At 66.9% G+C, this 13,529-nt stretch carries 12 protein-coding genes; 5 read left to right on the top strand and 7 right to left on the bottom strand.

Going from position 1 to position 13,529, the window contains the following annotated elements:
• The first annotated feature begins 72 nt into the window (after positions 1–72).
• Positions 73–1,176: a serine hydrolase domain-containing protein gene (locus LZ198_RS06010; RefSeq protein ID WP_253970909.1), complete on the top strand. Its 1,104-nt coding sequence runs from the start codon at positions 73–75 to the stop codon at positions 1,174–1,176.
• A 210-nt stretch (positions 1,177–1,386) separates the two neighbouring features.
• On the opposite strand, the gene LZ198_RS06005 is transcribed toward LZ198_RS06010, so the two are convergent.
• The gene (locus LZ198_RS06005; protein WP_253970908.1) at positions 1,387–1,605 is read right to left on the bottom strand and encodes a hypothetical protein; all 219 of its coding nucleotides are present in this window, start codon (positions 1,603–1,605) and stop codon (positions 1,387–1,389) included.
• Between the two features lie 115 nt (positions 1,606–1,720).
• On the opposite strand from LZ198_RS06005, the gene LZ198_RS06000 reads away from it, so the two are divergent.
• Both LZ198_RS06000 and LZ198_RS05995 read left to right on the top strand, forming a co-directional pair.
• Positions 1,721–2,464, top strand: coding sequence for a peptidoglycan-binding domain-containing protein (locus tag LZ198_RS06000; RefSeq protein WP_253970907.1), 744 nt, complete (start codon positions 1,721–1,723; stop codon positions 2,462–2,464).
• Positions 2,465–2,761: 297 nt separating this feature from the next.
• Positions 2,762–3,100 carry a hypothetical protein gene (locus tag LZ198_RS05995; RefSeq protein ID WP_253970906.1) on the top strand — a complete coding sequence of 113 codons (339 nt, stop codon included), beginning with the start codon at positions 2,762–2,764 and terminating at the stop codon, positions 3,098–3,100.
• A gap of 33 nt (positions 3,101–3,133) precedes the next feature.
• Here the strand turns inward: LZ198_RS05995 and LZ198_RS05990 are convergent, their stop codons facing one another.
• From LZ198_RS05990 to LZ198_RS05975, 4 genes are all read right to left on the bottom strand, one after another.
• A complete protein-coding gene (locus LZ198_RS05990; RefSeq protein WP_256559288.1) occupies positions 3,134–4,129 on the bottom strand; it encodes an aldo/keto reductase in 996 nt (331 codons plus the stop codon).
• Between the two features lie 34 nt (positions 4,130–4,163).
• A complete protein-coding gene (locus tag LZ198_RS05985; RefSeq protein WP_253970904.1) occupies positions 4,164–5,027 on the bottom strand; it encodes an aldo/keto reductase in 864 nt (287 codons plus the stop codon).
• Positions 5,028–5,046: 19 nt separating this feature from the next.
• Positions 5,047–6,096, bottom strand: coding sequence for an NAD(P)-dependent alcohol dehydrogenase (locus LZ198_RS05980; RefSeq protein WP_253970903.1), 1,050 nt, complete (start codon positions 6,094–6,096; stop codon positions 5,047–5,049).
• 444 nt (positions 6,097–6,540) lie between these two features.
• Positions 6,541–7,455 (bottom strand): LysR family transcriptional regulator, encoded by a 915-nt coding sequence (locus LZ198_RS05975; RefSeq protein ID WP_253970902.1) that lies wholly within the window; start codon positions 7,453–7,455, stop codon positions 6,541–6,543.
• Positions 7,456–7,587: 132 nt separating this feature from the next.
• On the opposite strand from LZ198_RS05975, the gene LZ198_RS05970 reads away from it, so the two are divergent.
• Both LZ198_RS05970 and LZ198_RS05965 read left to right on the top strand, forming a co-directional pair.
• Complete coding sequence (locus tag LZ198_RS05970; RefSeq protein ID WP_253970901.1) at positions 7,588–8,280, top strand: RibD family protein; 693 nt, start codon at positions 7,588–7,590, stop codon at positions 8,278–8,280.
• The gene (locus LZ198_RS05965; RefSeq protein ID WP_253970900.1) at positions 8,277–9,497 is read left to right on the top strand and encodes a multidrug effflux MFS transporter; all 1,221 of its coding nucleotides are present in this window, start codon (positions 8,277–8,279) and stop codon (positions 9,495–9,497) included. Before LZ198_RS05970 ends, LZ198_RS05965 begins: the two co-directional genes overlap by 4 nt.
• Positions 9,498–9,586: 89 nt before the next feature.
• Here LZ198_RS05965 and LZ198_RS05960 read toward each other — a convergent pair whose 3' ends face one another.
• On the bottom strand, positions 9,587–10,711 hold the full coding sequence (locus LZ198_RS05960) for an ABC transporter permease (RefSeq protein ID WP_253970899.1): 1,125 nt from the start codon (positions 10,709–10,711) through the stop codon (positions 9,587–9,589).
• A 2-nt stretch (positions 10,712–10,713) separates the two neighbouring features.
• Positions 10,714–13,521: a ribosome-associated ATPase/putative transporter RbbA gene (rbbA, locus tag LZ198_RS05955; RefSeq protein WP_253970898.1), complete on the bottom strand. Its 2,808-nt coding sequence runs from the start codon at positions 13,519–13,521 to the stop codon at positions 10,714–10,716.
• Positions 13,522–13,529: the final 8 nt, after the last annotated feature.

Here is a 13,529-nt window from a genome sequence, read left to right as displayed (position 1 = left end):
TCGACACTGCGGATTCGGTCGAGGTGAGGTACGCTGCCGCGCTTCCGGGGCCGGAACGATGGTGGTGCAGGGATGTTGCAGCGGATGGCGTGGCTGGTGCTGTGTCTCGCGGCGTGCTCGGAGCGACGGTTGCCTACGGGCCCGGGGTCTCCACCGGACTTGCTCGACGATGGTTGGGACGTGGCCTCCTTCGAGGACGCGGGTGTCCAACGGGCGTGGTTCGACGCGTTGGAGCACGACGTGGTGGAGGGCGCCGTGGAGATGCCGGACTCGGTGCTCGTCGCCCGGGACGGCAGACTCCTCTACGAGCGCTACTGGAATGGCTTCAAGCGGGAGGACGCGCACGACCTGCGGTCCGCCACCAAGAGCGTCACGTCGTTGTTGGTGGGCATGGCGCATGAGCGCGGGTTGCTGCCGGACCTCGACGCGCCCGTGTTGTCGTTGCTGCCGCACCTCGCGCCCGTCCGGAATGCGGACCCGCGCAAGGAGCGCATCACGCTGAGGCACCTGCTCCAGATGCGCTCCGGGCTCTCGTGCGACGACTGGGACGCGAAGTCTCCCGGGAACGAAGAGCGGATGTACGACACCGATGACTGGGTCCGCTTCATCGTCGATGTCCCCATGCGCGACGAACCGGGCGCCGTGACGCGTTACTGCACGGGGGGCGTGGTGCTCCTGGGCGCCGTCCTCGAGCACGCCAGCGGTCGCTCCGTCGCGGACCTGTCTCGGGAGTGGTTGTTCGCGCCGCTGTCGGTCCAGGACGTCACCTGGAAGCCCGCGGGTCGGAAGGGCACGGACACGGGGGGCCACCTGCGGCTGCGGCCCCGCGACTTCCTCAAGCTGGGGCAGGTGGTCGTCGACGGCGGGACCTGGCGGGGGGAGCGCCTCGTCTCCGAGGCGTGGGTCTCCGAGTCCACGCAGGCGCTCGGGCCGCTGGGGGACGCGGGGTACGGCCTGCTGTGGTGGAGCACGCGCTTCGTCATCCAGGGCGCCCCGGTGGAGGTGGCCTTCGCGCGGGGCAATGGAGGCCAGTACGTCTTCGTTGCGCCCTCGCTGGGCCTCGCGGCGGCCTTCACGGCCAGCCACTACAACGGCGCTGGGTCGGCGCTCCCGTTGGAGCTCTTCGGGCGGTACGTGCTGCCGGCGGTGCTCGGGTTCGAGCGGCCAGCCCCCTGAACAGGTGTGCGCGAGTCACAGACGTGTGACGACTGCTTTCTGGCGCCTCGCCTCCGGGGGCGAGGCTTTCGTGCCCGACCCGCGAAGTCCCTGGGGATTTCACGGGGTTGGCGACACTCCCCGGGAAGGGAGGCGTGTCTCGGGGATATCCGCGGGTTGGGCGGGAATTATCGGACGGAAACATTTCGCGTATTAATCCGAGAATACGATTTATGAACGGGGTGGTGTGATCCAGCCCCGGCCTTCCCCCTCATCCCAGGAGCACGTCATGGGCGTCGGTGGTGCGAGTTCGTCGGGCAGCAGAGGCAGCGCGGGTTCTTCGGCCAGCAGAGGCAGCTCGGGCTCGTCGGCGAGCAGAGGCAGCACGGGCGCTTCGGCCAGCAAGGGCGCTTCGGCCAGCAAGGGAAGCACGGCTTCGTCGGCCAGCAAGACGGGCCCCGGGAGCATGGCGGCGGCTCGTGCCGCTGATCGCGCGAGTGTCAGCGGGTACTCCGCGGACAGCAGGGCCTCGAAGTCCGCCTCGTCGAAGACGGGCCCTGGCTCGATGGCCGCCGCCCGTGCGGCGGACCGCGCGAGCGTCAGTGGCTATTCCGCCGACAGCAAGGCCTCGAAGTCCGCTTCGTCGAAGACGGGCCCTGGCTCGATGGCCGCCGCCCGCGCGGCGGACCGCGCGAGCGTGAAGGGGTACTCCGCCGAGAGCAGCTTCTCGTCGAAGAACTCGATGGCCGCGGCGCGCGCGGCGGACCGCGCGAGCGTGATGGGCTACACGAGCGGCACGATGCGCAAGGGCACGAAGAACGAGGCCTCCGTCCGGTCGTTGCAGGACCGGCTGCGCTCCTCCGGCTTCAACCCTGGCAAGACGGACGGCCAGTTCGGGCCCGCAACGGAGAGGGCGCTGCGTGACTACCAGCGCGCGGCGGGGCTCAAGGCCGACGGTGTCGCGGGGCAGAAGACCTTCGATGCCCTCAACGGCGTCTCGAGCTTCACGAAGAACAAGACGCAGTCGGTGAGCACCCCGTCGACGACCGGTCGGCCGTACGAGGGCATGGCCCGGCTCGCGGAGCAGCACGGGCTCACCGTCACGTCGACGACGGGTGGCCGGCACAACACCCGCTCGAGGCACTACCAGGGGCGGGCCATCGACGTGCGCTCGCGAGGCGTGTCCCAGGAGCGCCTCGACGCCTTCATGGCCGACGCCCGGGCCCGCGGCTACACCGTGCGCGACGAGCGGACACGCCCCGCCGGCCAGCGGGTCTGGGGCGGGCCGCACATCCACATCGAGCAGTGAAGTGAGTGGAGACGGCTGGCGGCCGGGGCTGTGGCCGCCAGTCGTGTTGGCTAGGGCAGTGGCTCAGGTCCAGCGCCACGTCTCCTGGGGAGTCACACGGGCACGTCGAGTCCCGGCGACCTGGCGGGGCAAGTCGTGGTCCGGTCCTTCGCGCGGGAGCCGAAGCCCTCGATGTTCGTCGGCGATACACGGGCTCATGCTGCTACGACGCCGCGTTGTTCGCGTTGACCCTTCCGTCCGCCAATCCTACAGTCACCGACCGTGGGCCTGACTGAACTTGGAAGACATGGGTTGCCGTTGGCGGTTCTCCTGCTGACCGCATGTGGCAATTCGGCACCGGCCAACGCCGTCCCGGCAGTGGCCACGGTGACACACCTCACGGGCAGCAAATGCACCTGGTTTCCGGATGTCGGTGACCTGTGTCCGACGCTGACCATGCGCGTGTACCCAAAGGAGGGGGCCCCCTACGAGGCGACCACCGATGCGCGCATCCCTCAGGTTGCCGCATCCCGTGTCCAGCCTGGGGCGTGGCTCAACGTGCTGGTGGACCCGGCTGCGGCCTCGCGTGTTTTCGTCGACGTCCCCTCGTTCTCCAACCCTCCGCCCAAACCGATTCCCGACACGGACGCCCGCTGACGCACGCGCGGTTCCACCGGCGCTTCCGCACGGCTACTTCTCGCTGAGCTGAAGCAGTCCCTCGGACAGTCGCTCCCCGACGATGGCGATCGAGACGGTCGCCGCGTCGAGTTCCGCGAGGTCGGCTGCGCTGAGCTGGACGCGTGTCGATTCGAGATTCTCGTCGAGGTGCTCCGCCTTGTTCATCCCGGGGATGGGCACGATCCACGGCTTCTGGGCAAGCAGCCACGCCAGGGCGAGCTGCGCAGGGGAGGCGCCCTTCCTGGCGGCGAAAGAACGCAGGACCTCGACGAACGCGAGGTTGGCCTTCAGTGCCTCGGGCGTGAAGCGAGGGAAGGTGCTGCGCAGATCGTCACTCCCGAACGTAGCGCTCGCGTCGACGGTACCCGTCAAGAACCCGGTGCCAAGCGGCCCCCACGGAACGAACCCAATCCCCAGCTCTTCGCAAGCCGGCAGCACGTCTGCCTCCGGCTCCCGGGTCCAGAGCGAATACTGGTTCTGAACGGCGGCCACGGGATGCACCGCGTGGGCGCGTCGGATGGTCGCCGCATTCGCTTCGGATAGGCCGAAGTACTTGACCTTCCCTTCGTGGATGAGCTGCTTCACCGTGCCGGCCACGTCCTCGATAGGCACGTTCGGGTCGACGCGGTGTTGGTAGAGGAGGTCGATGGTGTCGACCCGAAGTCGTTTGAGCGACGCCTCGACCACCGCGCGGATGTGCGCAGGCTTGCTGTCGACGCCCAGGGTCGCGCCCGTGTCCGGGTCGAGCGCGAAGCCGAACTTGGTCGCGATGACGACCTGCTCACGCACGGGGCCCAGCGCCTCGCCGACCAGCACCTCGTTGACGTACGGTCCGTAGGCCTCGGCGGTGTCGAAGAACGTGACACCCCGCTCGACAGCGCGACGGAGAATGCCGATGGACTTCTTCTTGTCGGTGGCAGGCCCCAGCGCGAAGGAGAGGCCCATCGCGCCAAAGCCGAGGGCGGATACCTCGAGTCCTTGGCCCAGCCTACGTGTCGGGAGCGTCATCGGTCACCTCGGTTGATGTTCATGGGGCCTCTCCTCACTTCATCGAACCGAGCCACTTGACGATCTTCGGGTCCCGATGATCGAAGAAGCTGCTCACTTTGGTGTCGAGCGTCGCGATGGAGGCCATCTCCTCGTCGCCGAGCACGAAGTCGAAGACGGCGAAGTTCTCCGCGATGCGCTCCCTGCGCACCGACTTGGGGATCGCGACGACGCCCCGTTGAAGCAGCCAGCGGAGAATCACCTGGGCGACGCTCTTGCCGTGCCTCTTGCCGATGGCACCGAGCAGCTCGTTCTGGAAGATGTCGTGTTTGCCCTCGGCGAAGGGTCCCCATGACTCGATTTGAACGCCATTCTCTTTGAGGAAGACCTGCGTCTCGAGTTGCTGGTTGAATGGGTGCGTCTCGATCTGGTTCACTGCGGGAACCACCTCGTTGTGCACGATGAGGTCCATCACGCGGTCAGGCGGGAAGTTGCTGACGCCGATGGCGCGGATGCGGCCCTCGCGATGCAGTTCCTGCATCGCACGCCAGGAGCCGTACACGTCGCCGTATGGCTGGTGGATGAGATACAGGTCGAGCACGTCGAGCCCGAGGCGCTTCATCGAACGCTCGAACGCCCACTTTGTCTTGTCGTAGCCGGCGTCCGCGACCCACAATTTCGTCGTCACGAAGAGCTCGTCGCGCGCCAGGCCGCTCGTCTCGAGCGCCTTTCCGACCGCATCTTCGTTGCCGTACGCGGCGGCGGTGTCGATGAGCCGGTAGCCGATGCGGAGCGCCTCTTCGACGCTGCGCTGGCACTCGGTGGCGTCCGTAACCTGGTACACGCCGAAGCCAAGAAGGGGCATCTTCACCCCGTTGTTCAAAACCACGTACTTCGCGTCCCGTTCGTCCATTGTCATCGCGAGTTCTCCTCGTGGGTCAAGTCGACTTCAGGGGGCGCATGTCGAGAACGAACCGGTACTTCACGTCACCCCTCTCCAACCGGTCGAAGGCTTCGTTCACCTTCTGAATCGGAAGCACCTCGACATCCGCGGTGATGCCGTGCTCGGCGGCGAAATCGAGCATCTCCTGAGTCTCCGCGATGCCGCCGATATTCGAGCCCGACAAGTGCTTGCGGCCCGCGACGAGGGGGAACGCGCCAATCGGCATCGGCTTCGGCGGCAGCCCCACCACGACGACGCTGCCGTCACGCCGGGCGAGTTGCAGGAGCGCGTTGACGTCGTGCTCTCCGGAGACGGTGTCCAGGATGAAGTCGAAGCTGCCCGCCTGTTTCTTCATCGCCTCGGTGTCGGTCGAGACGATGACCTCCTCGGCGCCGAGACGGAGCGCGTCGTCCTTCTTGCGAGCGGACGTCGTCAGCACCGCCACGTGCGCGCCGAGGGCGTGGGCGAACTTCACGGCGAGGTGGCCAAGGCCACCCAAGCCCACGACGCCGACCTTGCTACCCTTGCCGATTTTCCAGTAACGGAGCGGCGAGTACACGGTGACCCCGGCGCAGAGCAGGGGCGCGGCCGCTGCGAGGTCGAGCTTCGACGGGACACGCAAGACGAAGTCCTCGTCGACGACCATGCTCTCGGAGAACCCGCCGTAGGTCTGCCCGCCGAGCAGCTCGTCCGGCGAATTGAAGACGAGGACCCGATTGGCACAGAACTGCTCGAAACCGCTCTTGCACTCCGAGCATGTGCGGTCTGAATCGACCAGGCAGCCGACGGCCGCGATGTCGCCCTCTTTGAACTTCGTGACCTTCGCGCCGACACGCGTGACCTTGCCGACGATCTCGTGGCCCGGGACCATTGGGAACCCGGCGCCGCCGAAGTCGTCCTTCACCTGGTGCAGGTCCGAGTGGCAGATGCCGCAATAGAGGACGTCAAGTCGGACGTCACGCTCGCCGACGTCGCGGCGCTGGATGGTCGTCGGGGCGAGCGGCGCCTTCGCGGCGGAGGCACTGTAGGCTTTGGCGTCGTACATGGATGGTCGTCTCCTCGTGGGCCGGAAACATCCCCGGCGATGCTGATGAGGTAACCCTTGGAGCCCACTAAGCAAACCGTCGAAACACGGACGGGTCGTTTAGCAAAACTGCACGCCCATCAGGACGATGCCGCAGCGGTGGTGCTCCGAGAGCGGCTTCGCGACGAGTGAGCCCGCGCGGCGTCTGCGGCGGTCGCGCGCCCTGGATGAGAATCGCCGCAACGTCGGCGTTGAGCGCGCTCTGCTCGTCCGCGTTGCGAAGCAGGTCAACGGGTCAGAGTGTCATGTCGCTCGCGTCGACATGCAGCGTCGCCCCGTCGGCGAAGGACGAGCGAGCGGACAACAGCCTCAGGGCCGGCTCGTCGCTCTCCTTTGGGAGCATCGACTTCATCAAGCTCCAACGCGGAAAGTGAGCACCCCGCGTCAGCGTGGAAACGGGCACCTTCACGGTCCAAGGGCTCCTTCGGCCCGCGCTCCTCGCGCCACTTCGACGAAGGCCTTGAGCGCGGGCGAGACCTGCGAGCGACTCGGGAAGTAGAGGTAGAGCCCCGGCACCTCGGCGGCGTACGGCGCGAGCACCACGCGGAGGCGTCCTGCCCGTAGCTCGTCTTCGATGCGGTCTTCGAGCGAGTAGAGCAGCCCGACCCCCGCGACGGCCATCGCCCGCATCAGCTCTGCGTCGTTGGTCGTGACGGGACCTCGCACGGGCACGCGGTAGGTCTTCTTGCCCCGTTCGAGCTCCCAGGCCCACGGCTCTCCGCTCGGTGTCCGGCGAATGCAGATGCAGTCGTGCTGGAGCAGGTCTTGCGGCTTGTTCGGAATCCCCTTGCGCTCGAGGTACGACGGCGCGCCGGCCACCACGACGCGTGTGGGGCTCGACAGCCGGACGTGGATCATGTCGCGGTCGATGGACTCGATGAGCCGAATCCCGGCGTCGAACTCACCGGCGACCGTGTCGACGAGCCGGTCATCGACGAGGACCTCCAGCTCCACCTTCGGGTAGCGCGCGAGGAAGCGCGGGAGAAGTTCGGCCAGGATCAAGGAGACGGAGGCGCTCGGCACCGAGAGGCGCACGCGACCGGTCACCTCGCCACGCTTGGCCCGCACCGTCTTCATCGACTCGAGCGCTTGGTCGATCGCCGGACCCGCGTTGTCGAGCAGGCGGTGGCCGGCCTCGGTCAGCGCGACGGTGCGCGAGTTCCGGGTCAGCAACGTCACCTCGAGGCGCTCTTCGAGCTGGCGCACCGACTGGCTGACCGCCGACGTCGAGACCCCGAGGTCCCGAGCCGCCGCCGCGTAGCTGAGGCGTCTCGCAACGGCGATGAAGGCGTTCAGCGAGTTGAGATGAGTGAAGGCCATCGTGAAGCCAACCTATATGGGGCGAAACGCGCTGCGCCAGTTGCAGTTCGTGGGCCAGCGTGAAGCTTTGTTGAACAGCCCATGCAGCGAATGCCGCTTTCGTTGCGCCGCGCCGTGCCGTACGCGTTCAGCATGTCCGCTCGCGAGCGCCCTTACGTCATCTGCCACATGGCCCCATCCATCGACGGACGTATCATCACGGCTCCGTGGAAGCTCCCGCAGACGCTCTACGCCGAGTATGAGCGCACGGCGAAGACGTTCCGCGCCGATGCCTGGATGATTGGTCGCGTCTCGATGGAGCCCTACGCGGGCAAGGCGCCCCTGCCGAAGCGCAAGGTCGGTCCCCTGCAGAGGAGGGCGTTCCTCGCAGCGCGCGACGCGGGCTCGTACGCTATCGCGCTCGACCCGTCGGGCAGGCTCCGCTGGCGGTCGAACGACATCGACGGTGATCACGTCGTCTCCGTGCTCACGGAGAGCGTCTCCGACGCGTACCTGTCCTTCCTTCAATCAAAGGGGGTCTCGTACGTGTTCGGCGGTCGAGGTGAGGTGAACCTGAGGCGCGTGCTCGAGAAGCTCCGTGAGGCGTTCGGCATCGAGCGACTGCTGCTCGAGGGTGGCGGGAAGATCAACGGCTCGTTCCTCGCAGCCGACCTCGTCGATGAGCTCAGCGTGCTCGTCGCCCCGGTTGCCGACGGTTCCGTCGGCACGCCCACCTTGTTCGACGCGGGTCCCAGGCCCGTCGCGCGGCGCCTGAAGCTCCACAGCGTCCGGAAGCGTCCAGGCGATCTCGTCTGGCTTCGCTACACGAGGGCGCCGCGCCCATGAGCGACCACGTCAAGGTCGGCGCGAGGGGAGTCCAGGCGCAACGGGCCGAGCGCGCGAGTGAGCTGCGCGTCCTCGTCATCCTGAGTGCGCTCATGTCGTTCGCGTCGCTCTCGACGGACATGTACCTGCCGGCGTTCCCCGCAATGCAGCACGCGCTCGGCGGCGCGACGGGAGACATCGAACTCACGCTCTCCTCATTCCTCGCGGGCTTCGCCGCAGGCCAGCTCCTGTGGGGCCCCGTTGGCGATCGCTACGGGCGGCGGCTGCCCGTCGCCCTCGGGCTCGTGCTCTTCATCGGCGGCTCGATCGGCTGCGCGCTCTCTACGACCGTCGTGCAGTTGATCACGTGGCGCGTCGTGGAGGCCCTCGGCGCATGCGCGGGTCCCGTACTCGCACGCGCGATGGCGAGGGACCTGTACGCGGGCGAGCGCGCAGCACAGATGCTCTCGACCCTCATCCTGCTCATGATGGCGGCGCCGCTCCTGGGTCCGATTCTGGGCGGGCAGGTCCTCGCGTTCTCGTCCTGGCGGGGCATCTTCTGGATGTTGGCCGCGGTCGGGGTCTTGGCGCTCGCCGGCCTCGTCCTGCTCCCGGAGACGCTGCCTCCCGCGAAGCGGGAGCACGCGCCGTTGCGCGCGGTCGCTCGCGACTACCTTTCGCTGATGCGCAGACCGAAGCTCATGGGGTTTGCCCTGGCGAGCGCGTTCTTCTACGCCGGGATGTACGTGTTCATTGCGGCGAGCCCCTTCGTCTACATCGACTTCTACGGCGTACCTGCGTCGCGCTACGGCCTGCTCTTCGGAGCCAACGTCGTCGGCATGGTCGCCACGAACTTTCTCAACACGCGGTTGGTCGTGAGGATGGGGAGCGAGCGGCTCTTCCTGATGGGCACCGTCGTCATCGCGATCACCGGTGTGGCGTTGTTCGTCAACACGACGACCGGCGCCTTCGGCCTGTTCGGCGTCGTGGTGCCGATGTTCTGCTTCGCGGCGATGAACGGCCTCGTCGTTGCGAATTCGGTCGCGGGAGCACTGTCTGAAGCGACGAATCGTCTTGGCGCCGCGTCCTCGCTGGTGGGCGCGATGCAGTACGGAAGCGGCGTCGCGAGCGCGGCGCTCGTCGGATGGCTCTCCGACGGAACACCACGCTCAATGGGCGCACTCGTCTGCGCGGCGGGAGTCGCAGCGCTGATCACCGGGAGGCTCGTCAAGCGGTGAGCGTATTGGCGGCCTCGCCATCGCGAGCGACACACGTTTGCATGCACCTCCGGCTTGCTCTCTAGGGCGGAGAGCCACGAGGTCCGGCCCTACTTGCTCACCGCAATGGACTTGCGGAACATCGACAGGCTGTAGACGAAGAACCCCACGCCCACTGCGCTCACCATCAGGAACTGGCGCCAGACAGCGCCCAGTCCTCCTCCACGGTAGATGATGATCTGCGAGAAGCTGACGAAGTGCCGGGCAGGCAGCAGGTACGTGATGGATTGAAGCCACTTCGGCTGGCTCTCCACGGGCGTGCTTCCGCCCGAAAGCAGCATCAACACGAGGACCACGAGGATGATGAGCAGGGCGAACTGCGCCATCGAGCGGGAGATGGTTCCCAGGAAGATGCCGAGCGCCGTGGCGAAGAAGAGGTAGAGCACGACGCCGGCGAACCACAGCACCACCGAGCCGGCGAACGGCACCTTCAGCACCAGGTGCACGACCAGGAGGAGCGAAGCCGCCGTCGCCACGAGAATCACCAGGCCATTGGCCCAGACCTTCGCCATCGCGATCTCGAACGAGGTCAGTGGCATCACGAGCAGGTGCTCCAGCGTGCCGTGCTCGCGTTCCCGGATGACCGCGGCGCCCGTGAGGACCACCGTCAGCAGGGTGATTTGATTGATGATGGCCACCACGCTCTTGAACCAGGAGGACACCCCGTTGGGGTTGAAGAGCTTGCGGATGACCAGGTTGACGGGCTTCGGTCCCGTCTCCTCCGTGCGCTTGAGAAAAGAGGCGATGCGGTCGTTGAGGATGTTCTTGATGTAGCCAGCGCCGATGCCCGCCTGCTGCATGGCGGTCGCGTCGATGTTCACCTGGATGTCCGGGGTGCGGCCCGCACGGAGGTCGTGCTCGAAGCGGGGCGGAATCACGACGACGAACATGAACCGGCCCCGGTCCATGTCCGACTGGATCTCGTCCGAGGAGATGACCTCCGGTGACTTGAAGCGCGGCGGATAGAAGGCGTTGAGCAACTCCTTCGACAACGCGGACTCGTCCTCGTCGACGAAGGCAATCGAGGCGTTGTTCACCTCGCTCGAGGTCCCCGTGGCCTGGACGTAGATGGCCAGGGTGAACGCATAGACGACGAACACGACCAGCACTGCATCGCTGAGCAGGCTGCGGAGCTCCTTGAGACCCAGCCACAGGATGTTCAGCAGCGAGTTCACCGCTATTTCTCCTGCTTTCTCAGGCCGACGACGCTGATGGCCAGGAGGAGCGGGACGCATACGGCCAGGAAGGCCACGTCCGGCAGGAGGAGGCCCGCCCCCAGCCCCTTGGTGAAGGCGCCCAGGCTGGCGTGCATGTAATAGGTCGCCGGCCAGATGGAGCCGACGACCTTGGCTCCACCCTGCAGCGTGGAGACCGGCTGCAGCAAGCCGGAGAACTGGATGGTCGGCACGATGGTCAGGATGGCCGTGACGAACACGGCCGCGACCTGGCTGCCGGTGAAGGTGGACGTCACCATCCCGATGCCTGTCGTCGCCGCGACGTAGAACAGGGTGCAGACGATCAACATCAGGAAGCTGCCCTTGATGGGGACGTCAAAGACAATCAATGCCAGGGCGGTCAGGATGAAGAAGTTGGCCATGCCGATGGCGATGTAGGGCAGTTGCTTCCCGAGCAGGTACTCCAGCCTCCCCGTGGGCGTGACGTAGAAGTTGATGATCGACCCCAGCTCCTTCTCCCGCACGATGCTGACCGTCATGAGGATGGCGGGTATGAGCAGCAGCAGCAGCGCCGGGACACTCGGCACGATGGAGTAGATGCTCTCGAAGGTGGGGTTGTAGAGGTAGCGCTCCTCGAGGTTGGCCGAGTACTCCTGGGCACGGGCGGATTGGAAGCCGCTCGCGGGGTCCCGCAGCATCCGCGCGTGGACTCCCTGGACATATTGCTCGACGGTGTCTCCACGGAAGGTCATGGCGCCGTCCACCTGCGCCAGCACCTCGGGGCCGGAGCCCCGGCGAAGATTCAGACCGAAGAGGGGCGGAATCTCCAGCACCACCGAGACATCGTCGGATTGGAGCCGGCGCAACGCCTCCTCGGCGGATGGGGCGGGCGGGGTCTGGGAGAAATAGGGCTTCGCCGAGCTGAACTGTTCCAGGTACGCGCGGCTCTCGGGTGACTGGTCCAGGTCCAGCGCGGCGTAGCGGATGTTCTCCACGTCCGTCGTGATGCCGAAGCCGAAGACGAGCATCAACAACGCGGAGCCGATGAAGGCAAACGCCAGGCGGACCTTGTCGCGGAGGATCTGGCTGGTCTCGTTGGACGCGTACGCGAGCATCCGGCCGATCCTCAGGCGCATGCCGGCCCGGTCTTCTCGGGGCGCGGTCGGGGGCTCGTGGGAGGGGGCCGCGGGCTCGTGGGCCGGGGCCGAGTCCTTCTCCTCCTTGCCCTCCGCGCGGGCTTTCTCGGCGATGGCCTCCTCCATGTAGGCGATGAAGGCCGTCTCGAGGCTGTCCGCCTGCTTCGCCTCGATGAGCTTCTGGGGGCTGTCCGCCGCGAGCACCCTTCCCGCGTTCATGAGCGAGATGCGGTCGCAGCGCATCCCCTCGTTCATGAAGTGCGTCGTCACGAAGATGGTGACGCCCTGCTTCCGCGACAGGTCGATCAACAGCTCCCAGAAACTGTCTCGGGCGACCGGGTCGACCCCCGACGTGGGCTCGTCCAGGATGAGGATTTGGGGCCCGTGCAGCACGGCGACGGCCAGGGAGAGTCGCTGGCGCAGGCCCATGGGCAACCCGCCGGCCAGCGTCTCCAGGTGCGCGCCCAGGCCGAACCGCTCGACCAACTCGTCGATGCGGGCCTTCGCCTTGTCTGGCGGCAGGTGGTAGAGCCGGGCGTGCAGGACGAGGTTCTGCTGGACGCTCAGCTCGCCGTAGAGCGAGAACGCCTGCGTCATGTAGCCCAGGTTCTTGCGGACCTCCATGCTGCCGGCGTCCACGGAGCTGCCGAAGAGCTTCGCCGTGCCTTCCGAGGGGGGCAGCAAGCCGGTCAGCATCTTCATGGTCGTGGACTTGCCGCAGCCGTTGGAGCCCAGGAAGCCGAAGATCTCACCGCGCTCGATGGAGAGGGTGACGTGGTCGACGGCGACGAAGGTCCCGAAGCGACGCGTCAACCCGTGGGCCTCGATGGCCAGCTCCGCCGTGCCCGGCGCACGGGGCGGGATGGTGAGCTCCTTGTGGCCCTTGCGCTTCTCCTCGGGCAGTAGCGCGATGAAGCACTGTTCCAGGTCCGTGGTCCCCGAACGCTCCATCAGCTCCGCGGGTGTCCCTGTCGCCAGCACGCGCCCCGCGTCCATGGCCACGATCCAATCCCATTGCTGGGCCTCGTCCATGTAGGCCGTGGAGATGATGACGCTCATGCCGGGACGCCCGGCGCGGATCTCGTCGATGAGGGTCCAGAACTGCCGCCGCGAGAGCGGGTCGACGCCGGTGGTGGGCTCGTCGAGGATGAGCAGGTCCGGGTCGTGCACCAGTGCGCCGCAGAGCCCCACCTTCTGCTTCATTCCTCCGGACAGCTTGCCGGCGGGACGCTCCGCGAACTTGCCCAGCCCCGTGGCCTGGAGGAGCTGTGGGACGCGCAGCTTGCGCTCCTCGGGGGAGAGGCCGAAGAGCCGGGCCATGAAGTCGACGTTGTCGTAGACGCTGAGCTCCAGGTAGAGGTTCTTCCCCAGCCCTTGCGGCATGTATGCGATTCGCGGCCCCACCTCGCGCCGATGTCGGGCTTGCGCGATGTCTCCGTCCAGAACCGTGATCCGTCCCTGTTGCAGCTTCTTGGCTCCGGCCACCAGGGCCATCAGCGTCGACTTGCCGACGCCGTCGGGCCCCACGATGCCCACACGGATGCCGCTGGGAACGTCGAGTGAGAGGCCGTCGAGCGCGACGGCCTTGCCATAGCGGTGGGTCACGTCCTGGACGGAGACGACGTACCCGCGGGGGCCGCCAGCCGGCGATTCTGGAGACGTGGGTGAGACCATGGCCGAGC

This window comes from Myxococcus dinghuensis, from assembly GCF_024198235.1.
In the GTDB taxonomy this organism is placed as follows: Bacteria; Myxococcota; Myxococcia; order Myxococcales; family Myxococcaceae; genus Myxococcus; species Myxococcus dinghuensis.
Note: the sequence above shows the minus strand (reverse complement) of the source record. Positions and strands in the feature narration are given on the sequence as shown.

Bases quoted from the DNA above. Each gene is read 5' to 3' on its own strand.
- LZ198_RS06000 (WP_253970907.1), top strand. From the start codon at position 1,721: ATGGCCGCCGCCCGTGCGGCGGACCGCGCGAGCGTCAGTGGCTATTCC.
- LZ198_RS05965 (WP_253970900.1), top strand. From the start codon at position 8,277: ATGAGCGACCACGTCAAGGTCGGCGCGAGGGGAGTCCAGGCGCAACGG.
- LZ198_RS05975 (WP_253970902.1), bottom strand. From the start codon at position 7,455: ATGGCCTTCACTCATCTCAACTCGCTGAACGCCTTCATCGCCGTTGCG.
- LZ198_RS05985 (WP_253970904.1), bottom strand. From the start codon at position 5,027: ATGACAATGGACGAACGGGACGCGAAGTACGTGGTTTTGAACAACGGG.
- LZ198_RS06010 (WP_253970909.1), top strand. From the start codon at position 73: ATGTTGCAGCGGATGGCGTGGCTGGTGCTGTGTCTCGCGGCGTGCTCG.
- LZ198_RS05970 (WP_253970901.1), top strand. From the start codon at position 7,588: ATGTCCGCTCGCGAGCGCCCTTACGTCATCTGCCACATGGCCCCATCC.
- rbbA (WP_253970898.1), bottom strand. From the start codon at position 13,521: ATGGTCTCACCCACGTCTCCAGAATCGCCGGCTGGCGGCCCCCGCGGG.
- LZ198_RS05980 (WP_253970903.1), bottom strand. From the start codon at position 6,096: ATGTACGACGCCAAAGCCTACAGTGCCTCCGCCGCGAAGGCGCCGCTC.
- LZ198_RS05990 (WP_256559288.1), bottom strand. From the start codon at position 4,129: ATGACGCTCCCGACACGTAGGCTGGGCCAAGGACTCGAGGTATCCGCC.